Annotated in this window: 16 protein-coding genes, 1 tRNA gene and 1 riboswitch; of the genes, 14 read left to right on the top strand and 3 right to left on the bottom strand. The window is 71.4% G+C overall.

The annotated features are described in order from the left end of the window. Positions 1-33: 33 nt before the first annotated feature. The 11 genes from AB0L45_RS26505 to AB0L45_RS26455 all read left to right on the top strand — a co-directional run bounded on the left by AB0L45_RS26505 (position 34) and on the right by AB0L45_RS26455 (position 12,394). The gene (locus tag AB0L45_RS26505; RefSeq protein ID WP_365844078.1) at positions 34-942 is read left to right on the top strand and encodes a LysR family transcriptional regulator; all 909 of its coding nucleotides are present in this window, start codon (positions 34-36) and stop codon (positions 940-942) included. Positions 943-1,050: 108 nt separating this feature from the next. Next, positions 1,051-1,449, top strand: coding sequence for a DUF6479 family protein (locus AB0L45_RS26500; protein ID WP_365844076.1), 399 nt, complete (start codon positions 1,051-1,053; stop codon positions 1,447-1,449). Positions 1,450-1,530: 81 nt separating this feature from the next. Continuing rightward, positions 1,531-2,802: a cytochrome P450 gene (locus AB0L45_RS26495; RefSeq protein WP_365844202.1), complete on the top strand. Its 1,272-nt coding sequence runs from the start codon at positions 1,531-1,533 to the stop codon at positions 2,800-2,802. Between the two features lie 181 nt (positions 2,803-2,983). Next, positions 2,984-3,994, top strand: a complete 1,011-nt coding sequence (locus AB0L45_RS26490) for a transglycosylase family protein (protein WP_365844074.1) — start codon at positions 2,984-2,986, stop codon at positions 3,992-3,994. A gap of 210 nt (positions 3,995-4,204) precedes the next feature. Next, a riboswitch (cyclic di-AMP (ydaO/yuaA leader) is annotated at positions 4,205-4,417 on the top strand. Position 4,418: 1 nt separating this feature from the next. Continuing rightward, on the top strand, positions 4,419-5,102 hold the full coding sequence (locus AB0L45_RS26485) for a transglycosylase family protein (RefSeq protein WP_365844072.1): 684 nt from the start codon (positions 4,419-4,421) through the stop codon (positions 5,100-5,102). Positions 5,103-5,482: 380 nt separating this feature from the next. Beyond that, a complete protein-coding gene (eno, locus tag AB0L45_RS26480; RefSeq protein ID WP_365844070.1) occupies positions 5,483-6,769 on the top strand; it encodes a phosphopyruvate hydratase in 1,287 nt (428 codons plus the stop codon). Positions 6,770-6,917: 148 nt separating this feature from the next. Further along, complete coding sequence (locus tag AB0L45_RS26475) at positions 6,918-7,367, top strand: septum formation initiator family protein (protein WP_365844068.1); 450 nt, start codon at positions 6,918-6,920, stop codon at positions 7,365-7,367. 99 nt (positions 7,368-7,466) lie between these two features. Next, the gene (locus AB0L45_RS26470) at positions 7,467-8,012 is read left to right on the top strand and encodes a DUF501 domain-containing protein (protein WP_365844200.1); all 546 of its coding nucleotides are present in this window, start codon (positions 7,467-7,469) and stop codon (positions 8,010-8,012) included. Next, positions 8,009-8,953, top strand: coding sequence for a Ppx/GppA phosphatase family protein (locus AB0L45_RS26465; RefSeq protein ID WP_365844066.1), 945 nt, complete (start codon positions 8,009-8,011; stop codon positions 8,951-8,953). The genes AB0L45_RS26470 and AB0L45_RS26465 overlap by 4 nt, the downstream gene beginning before the upstream one ends. 501 nt (positions 8,954-9,454) lie before the next feature. Continuing rightward, entirely contained in the window at positions 9,455-10,858 is a 1,404-nt protein-coding gene (locus tag AB0L45_RS26460; RefSeq protein WP_365844064.1) for an NAD(P)/FAD-dependent oxidoreductase, read from the top strand. A 225-nt stretch (positions 10,859-11,083) separates the two neighbouring features. Further along, on the top strand, positions 11,084-12,394 hold the full coding sequence (locus AB0L45_RS26455) for a cyclopropane-fatty-acyl-phospholipid synthase family protein (RefSeq protein ID WP_365844198.1): 1,311 nt from the start codon (positions 11,084-11,086) through the stop codon (positions 12,392-12,394). 102 nt (positions 12,395-12,496) lie between these two features. Here the strand turns inward: AB0L45_RS26455 and AB0L45_RS26450 are convergent, their stop codons facing one another. Both AB0L45_RS26450 and AB0L45_RS26445 read right to left on the bottom strand, forming a co-directional pair. Further along, positions 12,497-15,040, bottom strand: coding sequence for an FtsX-like permease family protein (locus AB0L45_RS26450; protein ID WP_365844062.1), 2,544 nt, complete (start codon positions 15,038-15,040; stop codon positions 12,497-12,499). A gap of 46 nt (positions 15,041-15,086) precedes the next feature. Further along, complete coding sequence (locus AB0L45_RS26445; RefSeq protein ID WP_365844060.1) at positions 15,087-15,863, bottom strand: ABC transporter ATP-binding protein; 777 nt, start codon at positions 15,861-15,863, stop codon at positions 15,087-15,089. A gap of 434 nt (positions 15,864-16,297) precedes the next feature. Here AB0L45_RS26445 and AB0L45_RS26440 point away from each other — a divergent pair. Beyond that, a tRNA-Leu gene (locus AB0L45_RS26440) sits at positions 16,298-16,379 on the top strand. A 149-nt stretch (positions 16,380-16,528) separates the two neighbouring features. On the opposite strand, the gene AB0L45_RS26435 is transcribed toward AB0L45_RS26440, so the two are convergent. Continuing rightward, positions 16,529-16,972: an STAS domain-containing protein gene (locus AB0L45_RS26435; RefSeq protein WP_365844058.1), complete on the bottom strand. Its 444-nt coding sequence runs from the start codon at positions 16,970-16,972 to the stop codon at positions 16,529-16,531. Between the two features lie 334 nt (positions 16,973-17,306). On the opposite strand from AB0L45_RS26435, the gene AB0L45_RS26430 reads away from it, so the two are divergent. Continuing rightward, positions 17,307-17,597 carry a hypothetical protein gene (locus AB0L45_RS26430; RefSeq protein ID WP_365844056.1) on the top strand — a complete coding sequence of 97 codons (291 nt, stop codon included), beginning with the start codon at positions 17,307-17,309 and terminating at the stop codon, positions 17,595-17,597. 347 nt (positions 17,598-17,944) lie between these two features. Continuing rightward, positions 17,945-18,346: a rodlin gene (locus AB0L45_RS26425; RefSeq protein ID WP_365844054.1), complete on the top strand. Its 402-nt coding sequence runs from the start codon at positions 17,945-17,947 to the stop codon at positions 18,344-18,346. Positions 18,347-18,597: the final 251 nt, after the last annotated feature.

Raw genomic sequence — 18,597 nt, 5'->3', positions numbered from 1 at the left:
CGGCCGCCGCCACCCGCTGGCTACGCTCGCCGCATGGAGCTGCAACAGATGCGGTACGTGGTCGCGGTCGCCGAGACCGGCGGCTTCACCCGGGCCGCCGAACGCTGCCACGTCGTGCAGTCCGCGCTCAGCCACCAGATCGCCCGCCTGGAGAAGGAGCTCGGCGCCCGGCTCTTCCACCGTACGAGCCGCAGCGTGCGGCTGACGGCCGCGGGCGAGGCGTTCGTGCCGGTCGCCCGGCAGGCGCTGGAGGCGGCCGAGCGGGCCCGCGCCGAGGTGGAGGCGGCGGCCGGCGAGGTGCGCGGCCGGCTGGCGGTAGGGGCGATCTCCACCGTCGCGGCCGTCGACCTGGCCCGTGAGCTGGGCGCCTACCGCGCCCGCTACCCGCAGGTGCGGATCAGCCTGCGCACGGAGATGAGCGAGCAGCTCACCGAGCAGGTCCGGCAGGGCGTGCTGGACGTCGCCTTCATCGGCCTGGTGCCGGGCGCCCGCAGCCAGGGCGTACGGGAACGGGCGCTGGCCCACGGGGAGCTGGTGGCCGTCGTACCGCCGGACCACCCGCTGGCGGGCCAGGAGTGGAAGGACCTGCGACGGCTGGCCGAGGAGACCTTCGTGGACTTCACGGCCGGCTCGGCGGCGCGCCGCCAGCGGGACGACGCGTTCCGCGCGGCGGGCCTGACGACCGAGGTGACCTTCGAGGTGACCACCGTGGAGTTCCTGGCCAAGCTGGTGCGGGCCGGGCTCGGCATCGGCATGGTGCCGCAGGCGTTCGCCGCCGAACTGACCGGGCTGAGCGTGGTGCGCGTCCCCGACGCGCCCGCCCGGGTCGAACGCGTCGTCTGGAGCGCGCGGGGCCCTTCCCCGGCCGCCGCGGCCTTCCTGGAAGCGCTCGGCGTGGACCCTTCCGGGCCGGACCCGGGGCCCGCCGCCCGGGGGACATGAGCCCCACGCCAAGCCGCTGACCTGCGCTTTCGACCCCGTACCCGGCCTGCGGTCCGGTGCCGGTACCCGCCCGCGCATCGTCCCCGCCGACCCGGGTACCCGGATCCAATGACAGCAACGATCGCTTCGACCACACCGCCCCAGGACGGCACCGCCGTCCAGCAGGCCGTGGACCTCACGCGGGACATGGTCGTCGGCACCGGTCCGCTGATCGCCGGGATCGTCATCGTCGTGGGACTGATCCTCGCCGTGGTCTACGGCAGGCGCCGCCGGGACCGGGAGCCCGACCCGCCCGAGCCGGAGACCCAGCCGACGCCGCCCAAGGACCCGACCGGGTACGAGAGCGAGCTGCGCGACCCCAACGAGGTGCCGCGCGGCGGCGACCACCGGCTGACCCCGCACGAACTGTCCGACTACGGCAACGCCCCCACCCGCCACGGCGAGGACCAGGACCGGGAGCGCAGCCGCTGGCAGGACGGGCACAGCGGGTCCTTCGGCAGCGGTTAACGTCGAGGGGTGCGACCGCAGACCCCCTTCCCCTCCGACGAGCGGCCCGCCGCCCCTTCCGGGGCCGGGCCCGCCTGCCCCGTGACCGGCCCCGGCACGGCGGCCGTCCCGCCCTGCCCCGAGCTGTTCACGTGGGAGTTCGCCTCCGACCCGTACCCGGCGTACGCCTGGCTGCGCGAGCACGCGCCGGTGCACCGTACGCGGCTGCCCAGCGGCGTCGAGGCCTGGCTGGTGACCCGGTACGGGGACGCCCGGCAGGCGCTGGCCGACACCCGGCTGTCGAAGAACCCGGTGCACCACAGCGAGGCCGCGCACGGCAAGGGCAAGGTCGGCATCCCCGGCGAGCGCGGCGCGAACCTCATGACGCACCTGCTCAACATCGACCCGCCGGACCACACCCGGCTGCGCCGGCTGGTCTCCAAGGCGTTCACGCCGCGCCGCATCGCCCGGTTCGCGCCGCGCGTACAGGAGCTGACCGACGCGTTCATCGACTCCTTCGCGGAGCGCGGCGAGGCCGACCTGATCCACGAGTTCGCCTTCCCGCTGCCCATCTACGCCATCTGCGACCTGCTCGGCGTCCCGCGCGAGGACCAGGACGACTTCCGGGACTGGGCCGGGATGATGATCCGGCACGGCCAAGGGCCGCGCGGCGGCGTCGCCCGGTCGGTCAAGAAGATGCGCGGCTACCTCGCCGAGCTGATCCACCGCAAGCGCGAGACCCTCGGCGACGAGGGCGACGACGACCTGATCTCCGGTCTGATCCGCGCCTCCGACCACGGCGAACACCTGACCGAGAACGAGGCCGCCGCGATGGCCTTCATCCTGCTGTTCGCCGGCTTCGAGACCACCGTCAACCTCATCGGCAACGGCGTGTACCAGCTGCTGCGCCACCCCGAGCAGCGCGCACTCCTCCAGCAGGCCGCCCGCACGGGCGACGACGGGCTGCTCGCCACCGGCGTGGAGGAGCTGCTGCGCTACGACGGCCCGGTCGAGCTGGCCACCTGGCGCTTCGCCACCCAGGACCTCACCGTCGGCGGGCAGCGGATCGCCGAGGGCGACCCGGTCCTGGTCGTCCTGGCCGCCGCCGACCGGGATCCGGAGCGCTTCGCCGGCCCCGACGTCCTGGACCTGACCCGCCGTGACAACCAGCACCTCGGGTACGGCCACGGCATCCACTACTGCCTGGGCGCGCCGCTGGCCCGCCTGGAAGGCCAGACCGCGATAGCCACCCTGCTGACCCGGCTGCCGGACCTCCGGCTCGGCGCGGAACCGGAGGAGCTGCGCTGGCGCGGTGGGCTGATCATGCGGGGGCTGCGGGCCCTGCCGGTGGAGTTCACGCCCGTACGGAAGTGACCTGACGTCAGGCCGTGACCTGCGCGTGATCTCCGCTACACCGGCTTGTGACGAGCGGGCGGCCCCGCTACTTTCATCCGTCTGAAAGGCCGGGACGGGCGGCGTGGCAGGTGTAACGGCCACACAGCCGGCGGTGCCGGTCTTTCGACGACAACTCAACCGCCGCTCGAAAGGCAACCGCATGCGCTCCGGGAACGGCCGTCACCGACGCCCCCGTCAGGCTCCGGCCATCTTCGTCACGGCGGGAGTCGCCGGCGGCGCCCTCGCCATGCCGCTGCTCGCCGCGAGCAGCGCCAACGCCGCCGACGCGGCCACCTGGGACCGTGTCGCGCAGTGCGAGAGCAGCGGGATGTGGAGCGCCAACAGCGGCAACGGCTTCTACGGCGGGCTGCAGCTGACCCAGGAGATGTGGGACCAGTACGGCGGCCCGGCGTACGCCTCGCGCCCCGATCTGGCCAGCCGCTCGCAGCAGATGGCCGTCGCCGAGTCGATACTCGCCGCGCGCGGCCCCGACACCTGGCCGAGCTGCGCGGTGAACGCGGGACTCAAGCAGGGCGGCAGCGGGCCGGACGTCGACCCGGGCAGCACGGCCACGCCGACCCCGCGGCCCTCCTCGCCGGCCCCCACCACCCCGTCGCCCTCCTCGAAGCCGTCCGAGCCGTCCGGGACACCGGAGTCCGGCGACAAGGGCACCCCGCAGCCGAAGCCGTCGCCCACCGGCCCGGCGGGGACGCCGGATCCGTCCCGTACGCCCGACCCGTCCGGTACGGGGCGTACGGAAGACCCGTCGCACCCCGCCGACCCGGACGGCGGCGCCTCCACGAGCCCCACCACGCCGCCCTCGAAGGGCAAGCACCGCGGACAGCCCGGGGACGGGGCCGGTACCGGCGCGGGGGCGGGGACGGGCGCCGGGACGGGCGACACAGGGACGGGTACGGGCGCGGGCTCCGGTGACGCGGGCCGGTCCGGCGGGGGGCACCCCTCGCGGGGCGGCGACGCGCACCGTACGGACCCGGGCGCGCCAGGTGACTACGCCGTGCGGCCTGGTGACAACCTGTCAGCCATCGCGGAGGACCGCGGGGTCTCCGGCGGCTGGCCGGCGCTCTACGAGGCCAACAAAGGTGTCATCGGGGGCGATCCGGACCTTATCCACCCTGGTCAGCGCCTCGACCTGGCTGCCGAGCAGCGGTAGTTCGCAGGCATTTGCCCGCTTTGGTGAAAGTGAGACATGGATCTCGTTCGGGACCGCGGTGACCGTCCCGTCCGTTGTTTCCAAACCTGCGACGACCTGCGGAAATGTGATGATCCTGTGATGTCTGGGGGCCAACTGGCCTCAGATGTAGGGGTTTGAACCCGCGGGGTGTTCCTGTTTACCGTCTTCATCGCTCGCCAAAGCGGGCCCTTCGATCACACGCCGAATCCTGCCGGTGGTCGGAGGTCACTCGACGCGAGAGCGCCGAAGGCAGGAGCGGGGGAACCAAGGTAAGCGCCGGCCCCGCCCGCGGAAGCGGGTCCAACCGGCTTGGGGTGAAGCCATGTGTGAAGCACACACGGCCGGGCAACTCACATGGCCCGAACCCGACAGCTCACCTCGCAGGCGTCGGTGAGGAACAACCATGCTGAACACCAAGGGCAAGCACCGCCGTCCCTCCAAGGCCGTCCGCGTCGCCACCCTGGCGGGTGTCGCCGGTGCCGCGGTGGCCGTCCCGCTGATGGGCGCCACCTCCGCCTCCGCCGCGGGCAACAACTGGGACGCCGTCGCCCAGTGCGAGTCCGGTGGCAACTGGTCCATCAACACCGGCAACGGCTACTACGGTGGCCTGCAGTTCTCGAACTCCAGCTGGGCCGCCGCCGGCGGTACCAAGTACGCCCCGCGCGCCGACCAGGCCAGCAAGAGCCAGCAGATCGCCGCGGCCGAGCGCCTGCTCGCCATCCAGGGCCCGGGCGCCTGGACCTGCGCCGGCGGCCACCTCGGCAAGGGCAACGCGAACGCCAAGGCCGACGGCGGCTCGTCGCAGGGCAGCAGCTCGCACAAGTCGCACAAGTCGCACAAGTCCTACCGTTCCTACTCCGCGCCGCAGAACACCTCGCGGTCCGAGGCCCGCAAGGCCCCGGCCCCGTCGCACCAGTCGACGCCGAAGTCGAACCCCCAGGGCAACTACACCGTCAAGTCCGGTGACACCCTCGCCAAGATCGCCGCTTCCCACGGCACCAACTGGAAGTCGGTCTACGAGAACAACAAGTCCGTCATCGGCGGCAACCCCAACCTGATCTTCCCGGGCCAGAAGCTGGCCGTCTGAGCCGGTCCGGCCCTGAAGAGTCCCGGGTGACCGTGGCGCTCCGTACGTACGGCGGTACGTACGGGCCGCCCGGACCCCCGGGGGCCGCTCACCCCGGGAATCCGCTCTTCCCCGGAAACCCGCTCTTCCTGTGAGACCGCCCCGCCCCGGCGCCTGTTCCCCCGCACGCGCCGCGGCGGGGCTTCTCCGTTTCCCCGTCCGGCCGCCGGGGGCCACCCCGTCCGCCGACTTCTCCGTTCAGCGAACATTGCCCCCATACGTCCCGTGAACTGGGGCTTTGCGGGTGTATTCGTCCCAAGGGCCGGGCTGGCGGCGAGCGGAACCCCCGGAGGCCGTTAGGCTCGTGCTGCAGAACTCCAGACACCCATGAAGGAGACAACGTGCCGTCCATCGACGTCGTCGTAGCTCGCGAGATTCTCGACTCGCGAGGCAATCCCACGGTCGAGGTCGAGGTCGGCCTCGACGACGGCAGCACCGGCCGTGCCGCCGTCCCGTCCGGCGCCTCGACCGGCGCCTTCGAGGCCATCGAGCTGCGCGACGGTGACCCGGCCCGCTACCTGGGCAAGGGCGTGGAGAAGGCCGTCCTCGCGGTCATCGAGCAGATCGGCCCGGAGCTCGTCGGCTACGACGCCACCGAGCAGCGCCTGATCGACCAGGCCATGTTCGACCTGGACGCCACCGACAACAAGGGCTCGCTCGGCGCCAACGCCATCCTCGGCGTCTCCCTGGCCGTCGCGCACGCCGCCTCCGAGGCCAGCGACCTGCCGCTGTTCCGCTACCTGGGCGGCCCCAACGCCCACGTGCTGCCGGTCCCGATGATGAACATCCTGAACGGCGGCTCGCACGCCGACTCCAACGTGGACATCCAGGAATTCATGATCGCCCCGATCGGCGCGGAGTCCTTCTCCGAGGCCCTGCGCTGGGGCGCCGAGGTCTACCACACCCTCAAGAAGGTCCTGAAGAACAAGGGCCTGGCCACCGGCCTGGGCGACGAGGGCGGCTTCGCCCCGAACCTGGGCTCCAACCGCGAGGCCCTGGACCTGATCCTCGAAGCGATCAAGGAGGCCGGTTACACCCCCGGCCAGGACATCGCGCTCGCGCTCGACGTCGCCGCCTCCGAGTTCTACAAGGACGGCGTCTACGAGTTCGAGGGCCAGCAGCGCACCGCCGAGCAGATGACCTCGTACTACGAGGAGCTCGTCGCCGCGTACCCGCTGGTCTCCATCGAGGACCCGCTGTTCGAGGACGACTGGGCCGGCTGGAACGTCATCACCGAGCGCCTGGGCGCCAAGGTGCAGCTGGTGGGCGACGACCTGTTCGTCACCAACCCGGAGCGCCTGGCCCGCGGCATCGAGGAGAACTCGGCCAACGCCCTGCTGGTCAAGGTCAACCAGATCGGCTCGCTGACCGAGACCCTGGACGCCGTCGAGCTGGCCCAGCGCAACGGCTTCAAGTGCATGATGTCGCACCGCTCCGGCGAGACCGAGGACGTCACCATCGCCGACCTGGCCGTCGCCACCAACTGCGGCCAGATCAAGACCGGCGCCCCGGCCCGCTCCGAGCGCGTCGCCAAGTACAACCAGCTGCTGCGCATCGAGGAGATCCTCGACGACGCGGCGGTCTACGCGGGCCGCTCCGCCTTCCCGCGGTTCCGCTTCGAGGGCTGACCGGCCCCGCAAGGGCTGACCCCGGGGGCCGCGAACGGCCCCGGAAGCCGTGAATACGTACGTCCCCGGCGGCGGTCCCGTACCGTTGCCGGGGACGTACGTGCTGCGGGCCGCGCCGGCCCCGGCCCGGTGACGAAGGGGAGGCGACGTGTCCGCGGAACGGTTCTCCACCGCGACCCGGCTCAAGGCGCTCGGCGAACAGGCCGCCGCCCGCGTCCAGCGTGCCCGCCGCCCCCGGCGGGGCCGCCTGACCGGCCGGGCGGCGCTGCTCGCGCTGGTGATGTGCTCCCTGGTCGTCGCGCTCGCCTACCCCACCCGGCAGTACATCTCGCAGCGCGCCGAGATCGCCGACCAGCGCCGCCAGGCGGAACAGGCCGCGCGGCGCGCCGACGAACTGCGCGACGAGAAGGCCCGCTGGCAGGACCCCGAGTACGTACGGCAGCAGGCGCGGCAGCACCTGCACTACGTCCGGCCCGGCGAGACCGGCTTCATCGTCCAGGACGGCTCCGGCACCGGAAAGCGGCGCGGCGGCCGGGCCGCCGCGGAACGCCCCTGGTACGACAACATCTGGGACGGCCTGGACGCCGCCGACCAGTAGCCTGTCCGGGGCGCGCGCCCGGTCCGGCCCGCCGTACGGCGCCCCGCCCCTCCATCACCGCCACGACCGAAAGCACCCACGTCCGTGTCTGAACACCTCATGCCCCCGCCGCAGACCGAGCGCACCGAGCCCACCGATGCGGACATCGCGGCCTTCAAGGAACAGCTCGGCCGCCCGCCGCGCGGTCTGCGCGCCATCGCGCACCGCTGCCCCTGCGGGCAGCCGGACGTCGTCGAGACGGCCCCGCGCCTGGAGGACGGCACCCCCTTCCCCACGCTGTACTACCTCACCTGCCCGCGCGCGGCCTCCGCGATCGGCACGCTGGAGGCCAACGGCGTGATGAAGGAGATGACCGAGCGGCTGGACCGCGACCCGGAGCTGGCCGCGAAGTACCGGGCCGCCCACGAGGACTACATCCAGCGGCGGGACGCCATCGAGGTCCTCCAGGGCTTCCCCAGCGCGGGCGGCATGCCCGACCGGGTCAAGTGCCTGCACGTCCTGGTCGGCCACTCGCTCGCGGCCGGCCCCGGCGTCAACCCGCTCGGCGACGAGGCGCTCGCGATGCTGCCGCAGTGGTGGCGCAAGGGCCCCTGCGTGAATCCGTGCGCGGACACCGCCGAAGGCGAAGGAGACCCGGCCGCATGAAGCGCGTAGCCGCCATCGACTGCGGCACCAACTCCATCCGGCTGCTCGTCGCCGACCTCGACCCGGCGACCGGCGAGCTGAAGGACCTGGACCGCCGGATGACGATCGTGCGCCTGGGCCAGGGCGTGGACCGCACCGGCCGGCTGGCCCCCGAGGCCCTGGAGCGCACCTTCGCGGCCTGCCGCGAGTACGCCGGGGTGATCCGCGAGCTGGGCGCCGAGTCCCTCCGCTTCGTGGCGACCTCCGCCTCCCGCGACGCCGAGAACCGCGACGACTTCGTCCGCGGGGTGGTGGACATCCTGGGTGTCGAGCCCGAGGTGATCACCGGTGACCAGGAGGCCGAGTTCTCCTTCACCGGCGCCACCAAGGAGCTCACCGGCCGCACCGACCAGGAGACGCCCTACCTGGTCGTCGACATCGGCGGCGGCTCCACCGAGTTCGTCCTCGGCTCCGACGCCGTACGCGCCGCCCGCTCCGTGGACATCGGCTGCGTCCGCATGACCGAACGCCACCTCGTACGGGACGGCAAGCCGATCGCCGACCCGCCCGGCGAGGAGCAGATCAGCGCCATCAAGGCGGACATCGACCGCGCCCTGGACGAGGCGGGGCAGGCCGTCCCCCTTTCCGAGGCCCGCACCCTCGTCGGCCTGGCGGGCTCGGTGACCACGGTCGCCGCCATCGCCCTGGGCCTGCACGCGTACGACTCCACCGCCATCCACCACGCGCGCATCCCCCTGCCCAAGGTCCGCGAGATCACCGACCGCATCCTGACCGCCAGCCACGAAGAACGCGCCGCCATCCCGGCCATGCACCCCGGCCGCGTCGACGTCATCGCCGCGGGCGCCCTGGTCCTCCTGTCGATCATGGAACGGGTGGGCGCGGAGGAGGTCGTGGTCTCGGAGCACGACATTCTGGACGGGATCGCCTGGAGCATCGCCTGACCTTGCGGCCGGAGGCAGTCCGGGGCCTGCGGGCTCCGGACTGCCCGCTGTCCGATGCTGCGGCAGGTGTCGCGCCGGTCGAGCACCGCCTCCGCCGCTGGGACGCCTTCCGCCGGTGGGTGCCAGGGCCGGAAGGGCCCCTTCCAGGAGCCTGAACGGCCCCTTCCGCGAGAAAGTTCGTGAAACTCTTCACATGAAAAAAGCGCCCGTCGGGCGAACAAACCGGACAGTCGGCCCTAGATCTTGAGCCGTAGGTCCCCCGGGCCGCAAAAATGTGCGGTTTCAGCGGTGTTAAAGAGATCCTTACGCACCGTGTGGTCCACCGGGGTCCGAGTGCGCAATCCCTGATCAACAGGGGTGTCCAACGGTTCGGAGGGGAGCGTGGTTCCCTCTTCGGGGTATGGCGTCGATCACGGAGGCGCGGAGTGTAGCAGATGCCCTTCGCAACCTTGTGAAGGGGCTCACGAGGGGTGCTCCGAGTGGGGGTGGATACTCGATTGCATGAGCACCACGGAGCGTCCCAGGATCCTCGTTGTAGGCGGTGGGTACGTAGGTTTGTACGCGGCACGCCGCATCCTCAAGAAGATGCGGTACGGCGAGGCGACGGTCACGGTCGTCGACCCGCGCTCGTACATGACGTACCAGCCCTTCCTCCCTGAAGCTGCTGCCGGCAGCATCTCTCCCCGCCACGTCGTGGTGCCGCTGCGACGCGTGCTCCCGAAGGCGGAGGTCCTCACCGGCCGCGTCACCACCATCGACCAGGACCGCAAGGTCGCCACGATCGCCCCGCTGGTGGGCGAGGCGTACGAGCTGCCCTTCGACTACCTGGTCATCGCGATGGGCGCGGTCTCCCGTACCTTCCCGATCCCCGGCCTGGCCGAGAACGGCATCGGCATGAAGGGCATCGAGGAGGCCATCGGGCTGCGCAACCACGTGCTGGAGCAGCTGGACAAGGCTGACTCCACGACCGACGAGGAGGTCCGCCGCAAGGCGCTGACCTTCGTCTTCGTCGGTGGCGGCTTCGCCGGTGCGGAGACCGTCGGCGAGGTCGAGGACATGGCCCGCGACGCCGCGAAGTACTACAAGAACGTCAAGCGCGAGGACATGCGCTTCATCCTGGTCGACGTGGCGGACAAGATCCTGCCCGAGGTCGGCCCGAAGCTCGGTGCGTACGGCAAGGAGCACCTGGAGAGCCGGGGCGTCGAGATCTACCTCGGCACCAGCACCAAGTCCTGCGTCGACGGCCACGTGGTGCTGAGCAACGACCTGGAGGTCGACTCCAACACCATCGTGTGGACCGCCGGTGTGAAGCCGAACCCGGCGCTCTCCCGCTTCGGTCTGCCGCTGGGCCCGCGCGGTCACGTGGACACCCAGGCCACCCTCCAGGTGCAGGGCACCGACTACATCTGGGCCGCGGGCGACAACGCCCAGGTGCCGGACCTCGTCGGCCGCAAGGCGGGCAACGAGAACGCCTGGTGCCCGCCGAACGCCCAGCACGCGCTGCGCCAGGCCAAGGTCCTCGGCGACAACGTGATCTCCGGCATGCGGGGCTTCCCGCAGAAGGAGTACAGCCACGCCAACAAGGGCGCGGTCGCGGGCCTGGGCCTGCACAAGGGCGTCGCGATGATCGTCCTGGGCAAGACCAAGATCAAGCTGAAGGGCCGGCTGGCCTGGTACATGCACCGCGCGTACCACGGCATGGCGATGCCGACCTTCAACCGCAAGATCCGCGTCTTCGCCGACTGGACCCTCGGCATGTTCCTCAAGCGCGAGATCACCTCGCTCGGCGCGATGGAGAACCCGCGCGAGGAGTTCTACGAGGCCGCCAAGCCGGCCCCGGCGCCCGCCGCCGCGGCCGACGACAAGGCCAAGAGCGCCGACAAGGCGGAGGCCAAGGCCTCCTGACCCTCCGTCGGGAGCGGCGTCCGGCAGCGGACGCCGCCCGTACACCACCGCCGAAGGGGCGGCCGCCATCCGTGGTGCGGCCGCCCCTTCGGCGTATTCGTTGTGGCGCGCCGCCCCCGTTTTGCTGTTCCCTTACGAACGAACGGGACTACCGGGTGCCCGGACGGCGTTTACGTGGTGGGTGAAACTTTCTTCGCCCTTCTCGTCAACACGGAGGTGTGCGACATGGCCGACGCCGCTGGACGGCTCTCCAAGCTCGCCGAGGAGGTGCTGGGAGCCCCGCTCCCGGTCCGCATCCGCGCCTGGGACCGCAGCGAGTACGGCCCGCCGGGGGCGCCCGTGCTGGTGATACGCAACCGCCGTGCCCTGCGCCGCCTCCTGTTCAAGCCGGGCGAGTTGGGCCTGGCGCGCGCCTGGGTGGCCGGCGACATCGACGTCGAGGGCGATCTGTACGAAGCGCTGGACCTGCTGTCCGGGATGATCTGGGAGCGCGGTACGGCGGCCGGGAAGCCGCGGCGTGCCGCTGCTCTGCGAGCCCTCGCCAAGCCGGAGGTCCGCGCCGCCGCCCGCGACCTGGTAGCGCTGGCGGGCATCCCCGTACCGCCCAAGCCGCCTGCCGAGGAGGCCCCCAAGAGCCACGGCCCGCTGCACACGCTGCGCCGTGACAAGGAGGCCATCAGCCACCACTACGACGTCGGCAACGACTTCTACGAGCTGGTGCTCGGCCCGTCCATGGTCTATTCGTGCGCCTACTGGGAGAGCCCCGACGCCACCCTGGAAGAGGCCCAGCGCGACAAGCTGGACCTGATCTGCCGCAAGCTCGGCCTGAAGGAGGGCGAGCGGCTGCTGGACGTGGGCTGCGGCTGGGGCTCGATGGCCCTGCACGCCGCCCGCGAGTACGGCGTACGGGTCGTCGGCATCACCCTCTCCGAGGAGCAGGCCACGTACGGCCGCAAGCGCGTCGCCGAGGCGGGCCTCGCCGACCGCGTCGAGATCCGCGTCCAGGACTACCGCGAGGTCCACGACGAGCCGTTCGACGCGATCTCCTCGATCGGCATGGCCGAACACGTCGGCCGCGCCCGCTACGCCGAGTACGCCGCCGACCTGTACGCGCTCCTCAAGCCCGGCGGACGCCTGCTCAACCACCAGATCGCCCGCCGCCCGCTGGCGGACGAGGACGCGTACCACGTCGACGAGTTCATCGACCGGTACGTCTTCCCGGACGGTGAGCTGGCCCCGGTCGGCCGCACCGTCGGGCAGCTGGAGGACGCCGGGTTCGAGGTACGGGACGTGGAGGCGATCCGCGAGCACTACGCGCTGACGCTGCGCGCCTGGGTGGCCAACCTGGAGGCGCGCTGGAAGGAGGCGGTGCGGCTGACGACGCCGGGCCGGGCCCGGGTGTGGCGGCTGTACATGGCCGCCTCCGCGCTGTCCTTCGAGCGCAACCGCATCGGGGTCAACCAGGTCCTGGCGCTCCGTACGCCGGAGCCCGGCACCTCGGGGCTGCCGCTGCGCGCCCGGGAGTGGCGCGGCTGAACCAGGGCCGTACGCACAAGGGCCCCGGCGCCCGGACCGCTGTTCGGCGGTCCGGGCACCGGGGCCCTGCCGTGACGGTTCCGGCCGTCCGGTCCCGGCCGGTCATTCGGCCTTGATCGCCGCCAGCATGTTCAGCTTCGCGGCCCGGCGGGCCGGCCACAGCGCGGCCAGCATGCCGACCACCGCGGCGAGCGCCAGGAAGATGCCCATCCGGCCCCACGGGAGCACCAGCTCGTACGTGGCCAGCGAGGCGCCGATCAGCTCACCGGCCGCCCAGCCGAAGAAGACGCCCAGGCCGATGCCGAGGACCCCGCCGAACAGTGCGATCACCAGCGACTCCAGCCGCACCATCCGCTTGATGCCGGCCCGGTCCAGACCGATCGCCCGCAGCATGCCGATCTCCTGCGACCGTTCGAAGACCGACATGGCCAGGGTGTTGACCACCCCGAGCACCGCGACGATCACGGCCATGGCGAGCAGCCTGTAGAGCATGTTCAGCATCAGGGTGATCATCTGCGCGATGCCCTCGGACACGTCCTTCTTGTCCTGGACGGAGATCGCCGGGTTCTCGCCGAGGGTCTTGACCAGGGAGGCCTTGGTGGCGTCGGTCGCGCCGTCCGCCGTCTTGACCAGCACCCGCAGGTCGGTGGGGTGCTTCTGGTGCGGGGCCAGCACGGAGGTGTCGAGCAGGATGCCCTGGAGCATGTCGTTGCCCTCGTAGACACCGGAGACGGTGAGCCGGCCCTTCTTGCCGTCCTCGAACGTCGTCTCGAACGACGAGCCGACCTGCCAGCCGTGGTGCTTCGCGGTGCCGCTGTCGACGACCGCGCGGTTCGCCTTCGGCGTGCCGAGCCCGTCGAAGGAGCCCGCGGTGAACTTCAGGTCCGTCAGCTCACCGATCGCCTTGCCGTCGACCCCGGTCAGGTACTCCGGCTCGCCGCCGATCCGGGCGGGGGCGTTGCGCAGCGGGCTGGAGGCGGTGACCTGCGGGTCGGCCGCCAGCGACCTGGCCACGTCGGGGGAGAGCGGGCCCATGGTCGCCATGCTGACGACGTAGTCCGCCTTCAGGGCGTCGGTCGCCATCTTGTCGACGCTCTTCTGGACACTGCCCGCGATCACGGTCAGGCCGGTGACCAGGGTGAGCCCGATCATCAGGGCGGAGGCCGTGGCGGCCGTACGGCGCGGGTTGCGCACCGCGTTCTGGCGGGCCAGCTTGCCCGAGATGCCGAAGGCGCGCAGGACGGGTGCGGCGGCCGCGATCAGCGGGCGGGACAGCAGCGGCGTCAGCACGAAGACGCCGATCAGCAGCAGCCCGGCGCCCAGGCTCATCAGCGCCTTGCCCGCGTCGGAGCCGACCGAGACGGCGCCCAGTACGCAGGCGGTGCCCGCCGCGGCCAGCACCGCGCCGATGGCGTTGCGCAGCACCAGGGACTTCGTGGACGCCGCAGCGTGCACGCTGTTCATCGCGGCGACCGGCGGGATCTTCGCGGCGCGGCGGCCCGGCAGCCAGGCGGCGAGCACCGTCACCACGATGCCGACCAGCAGCGAGACGACGACGGTCGAGGGGGAGACGACCAGCGGTCCGTCCGGGACGGTGCCGAGGGCGCCGGTCAGGGCGCGCAGTGCGGCGCCGATGCCGATGCCGGCCAGCAGACCGGTGACGGCGGCCACCGCGCCGACCACGAACGCCTCGATGAGCACCGAGCGGGTGACCTGGCGGCGGCTCGCGCCGACCGCGCGCATCAGGGCCAGTTCCTTGGTGCGCTGGGCGACCAGCATGGTGAAGGTGTTGGCGATGATGAAGATGCCGACGAACAGCGCGATGCCGGCGAAGACCAGCAGGCCGGTCTTCATGCTGTCCATGCTCTTGGCGATCATCTCGGCCTGGTCGTCGGCCAGCTTCTTGCCGGTGACCGCCTCCGCGGTGTCCGGCAGCACCTTGTCGACCGCCGCCTTCAGCTCCTGCTGGGAGGTGCCGGGCGCGGCCTTGACGTCGATCTCGCTGAACTCGCCGGGCGCGGCGAACAGCTTCTGCGCCGTCGCGGTGTCGAACAGCGCGAGGCTGCCGCCGCTGGAGACCGCGCCGTCGTCGGTGGTGAAGATGCCGGAGATCTTCATCTCGCGGACCGGGCCGTCGACGGACAGCCGTACGGTGTCGCCGGCCCGGTAGCCGGCCTTCTCGGCGGTCCCGGAGTCCAGCGCGACCTCGTGGTCGCCCTGGGGGGCGGTGCCGGACGTCATCGGGAAGCGGGCGTCCTTGCCGTCCGGGCCGGGGTAGTAGTTGCGGCCGCGGGAGCTGGTGCCGTTGCCGGCCAGCTCGCCCTTCTTGTCGGCGACGGCGGTGAACCCGTCGACGGTGCCGGTGGCGCCGGCCGCGCCGGGGACCTTGCCGACCCGGTCGAGGAGCGCCTGGCTCAGCCTGGGGGCCTTGCCGGGCTTGGCGTCGGCGGCGTCCGAGCGGTGCGGCTGGACGGCCACGTCGACACCGTCCAAGCCCTTCTGCGAGCTCTTCTGTGTGGCCTCGGAGAGGGTGGAGGTGAAGACCAGGGTGCCGGAGACGAAGGCCACGCCGAGCATCACGGCGAGGACGGTCATCAGCAGCCGGGCCTTGTGCGCGAGCACGTTGCGCAAGGCGGTACGGAACATGAGGGGTCCTGGGGGAGTGGGGCGGGAAGGTGGCTGCTGGTGCCGGTCAGCTGACCCGGCCCCGTGCGTCGAAGCCCTTCATGCGCTCCAGCACCCGGTCGGCGGTCGGGTCGGCCATGTCGTCGACGATGCGGCCGTCGGCGAGGAAGACGACCCGGTCCGCGTAGGCCGCGGCGACCGGGTCGTGGGTCACCATCACCACGGTCTGGCCCAGCTCCCGTACGGAGTTGCGCAGGAAGCCCAGGACCTCGGCGCCGGAGCGGGAGTCGAGGTTGCCGGTCGGCTCGTCGGCGAAGATGATCTCGGGCTGGGAGGCCAGCGCGCGGGCCACCGCCACCCGCTGCTGCTGGCCGCCGGAGAGCTGGCTCGGCCGGTGCTTGAGCCGCCCGGAGAGGCCGACGGTCGTGACCACCTGGTCCAGCCACTGCCGGTCGGGCTTGCGGCCCGCGATGTCCATGGGCAGCGTGATGTTCTCCAGCGCGGTCAGCGTCGGCAGCAGGTTGAACGCCTGGAAGACGAAACCGATCTTGTCGCGGCGCAGCCGGGTCAGGTGCTTGTCCTTCAGGCCGTTCAGCTCGGTGCTGCCGATCAGGGCCGAGCCGCGGGATATCGCGTCCAGCCCGGCCATGCAGTGCATGAGGGTGGACTTGCCGGACCCCGAGGGGCCCATGATCGCGGTGAACTCGGCCTGCCGGAACTCGACGGTCACGTTGTCCAGCGCGACCACCTGGGTCTCGCCCTGTCCGTAGACCTTGGTGAGATCCGTGGCGCGTGCGGCCACCGTGGCGCGGGTGGCGGTGGGAACGCCGGTGTGGGTGGTCACGAGAAGGGACTCCTGTCGAATGTCGGGGCGGTCGGTGCCGTCGGGGCCGGGGAAAGGCGGCCCGTTCCATCGTGGGGGAGGCGCCGGTACGGCAACGTCAGCCCGTGAGCCGGTCTCGGGGAAGCCCTGGGGCGTAGCGCGCGGGCAGGCGGTCATCCCTGGGTATGACGGCGACCCTGAGGTGCGAAGGGGCGGGAGGGCGCTCGCGGGGGCGCACGCGCGGCGTCGAGTTTCCGTCAATCCGGACCCGGCCCGCGGCAGGCGCCCGAGCGGCAGGGGTGGGCCGCAGGCATGTGCCGATGGCCCGTACCAGCCGCTGATGACCCCTCAGTTGCCAATAAAATAAGACAACCTCGGGAAGACGGCCCCCTGTTCAGACGGTACTGCGGGCTAGGCTCGTGCTGCCCCCTTTGAGGTGGCATGGGGGATCCCAGGCCCGGATGGTGGAATGCAGACACGGCGAGCTTAAACCTCGCTGGCCTTCGGGCCGTGCCGGTTCAAGTCCGGCTCCGGGCACAGCCGTGCGAGCTGCCGACCGCCGGTCGCCCGTCAGCCCGTCCCGCCCCCACAACAAGCAGGCCGTGGCCGGGGTTTGACGGCGGCGCGTGGTGATGCGCCGTCGGCCCCGTCCGTCGCCACCAACCCCGCCGCGGTGCGCCGGATCCTTACGGAGCGGTCCGGTCCCGGTCCGCGCTGTCGGCGCCGTCGGCGGCCACCGTTCCGCCGGGCGGCCAGGCCGGGCGGATCTCCTCGGGGACGGCGGCCAGCGCGTGGCCGACGGTGGGGAAGCAGGCCAGGGCGTCCACGGCGCGGGTGACCACGAGTACGTGCAGGACGCGGACGCCCAGCGAGGCGAGCAGCAGCCGCCCGTTCATCCGCCGGCACAGCCACTCCAGGGCGAGCAGGCAGTTCAGGCCGCGGGAGTCGCAGAACCGCAGCGCGGTCAGGTCCAGCACCAGGAACCGGTGCCCGGCCGCGATCACGGCCCCGGCCTCGTCCAGGAACTGCCGCTCCGCGTGGACGTCCAGCTCCCCGGCCACCCGGAGCACCGCACACGCGTCGGCGTCGACGACCGTGGTGATCGTCAGGTGCCGCCTGCCTTGGGACATCGCTCCTCCACGTGTGCGCCCGGGCACGGCCGGACTCCCGGGGCGCGTCCCCGCTCCAGTCCAGTGTGCCGGGCGGCGCTCCCTGCCCGGGGCCCGCCCTGGCCGGCACGGGGTGTCCGCGCCCTATGGGCGGGCGCGGGCCGGGCCCGCATTGGCGTGCCGTGCGCAGGCGCGAGACCGTGGATAGCGCAAGCATTTCCGCGGGGGAAACGCTGGTGCTGCAAATGGTCGCACTTCGGACCCGAACAGATATATCACATGGCACCACGTGTTCGACCGATCACGGGCGCGGTAGACATCCCGTGTCACATTTCTGCGCACGAGGAGAGAAAGCATGCGCAAGTTCATCGGTCGTACCGCCGGCGCGTTCGCCGTCGCCGCCCTTGCCGTCGTTCCGCTCTCGGGCATGGCCTCCGCCGCGTCCTGGGACGACGCGCCGCGGCTCACCGCCGGCAGCAACTGCGGTGCCAAGTACGGCAAGTTCCACTGTGACCGGGTGCACAAGGAGCACAACGAGTACAACGACAACAAGGCGTACACGTACAACGACAACGACACGTACAAGTTCAAGTACAAGAAGAACGTCACCAAGGTCGGCCTGGCGATCGGCAACGTCGAGCAGTGAACCGGCTTCCGCGGGACGGGCGGCACCTCTGGCCGCCGAACCGCTGAGACCAGGAAAGGCCCCGCGGAACGCGGGGCCTTTCTCTGCGTGGCGGGATTATGGCAGCCACCACGGGGAAAGGCACGGTGAGCGGAGCCGATGGCGCTCTCGCTCATTTTCGCGATTCAGGCCGCACCGTCGGCGCTCCGCGAGTTGTTGTTCGCGGACCTGGGACCGGCGACCCGGCGATGCGGTGATATGTGTCTACGGTTTCGTGGCATTCGGGTGAACCGGCGAAACTGAACTGGCGGACGCGAGTTGTCCAGGACGCTCCGGAAACGGGCACTCCGCTTCGAGAAGGGTGAATCGTGATCAAGAAGTTCCTGGCCACGACGGCCGTAGCTGCGTCCATCGTCGGCGTCTCGGCCATGGCGGCTCCGCAGGCCATGGCGGTCGGTGACGGTCGCGGCACGTCGACAGCCAACGGCAACGGTGCGGGGCAGGCATTCGGCAACTCCGACACCGAGGGCGACATGGCGCCCCAGCTGAGCCTGATCCAGGGCACGCTCAACAAGCCCTGCATCGGCATCCCGATCACGAACGTTCAGAACATCGTGGCCCTGGTCAACATCGGCGTACAGGACATCCTGTCCTCGGACCAGAACCAGCAGTGTGTCGAGAACTCGACCGAGTCGCAGGGCGACCAGGCGCTGTCGCACATCATCGACAAGCTTCCGCTGCTGTCCGAGAACGGCGTCAACAACAGCTGAGCCGGACTGCCGTAAAAGGCCCGGGGCGTCGGTTCTCTCCTCCTGAACGGCTCGGGCCTTTGCGCTTCACAAAAAGGCGCAAGCAGTTCCCGCATTCCCCCACTCTTCTATCTGGGCCGCGCTGAACCATATGGGCGATTCCTCGTGAAAATCGACTTCGCGGGAGTTTCGTCAGCGCGGACGAATCGTTACGAATATTGGTAGCGGTGTTACGGGCGAGCAAGAGGGCGCCCGTGCGGCACGAAGGACGT

It is taken from the genome of Streptomyces sp. NPDC052496 (assembly GCF_040679095.1).
Taxonomy (GTDB): Bacteria; Actinomycetota; Actinomycetes; order Streptomycetales; family Streptomycetaceae; genus Streptomyces.
This window is presented reverse-complemented; position numbering and strand designations above follow the sequence as displayed.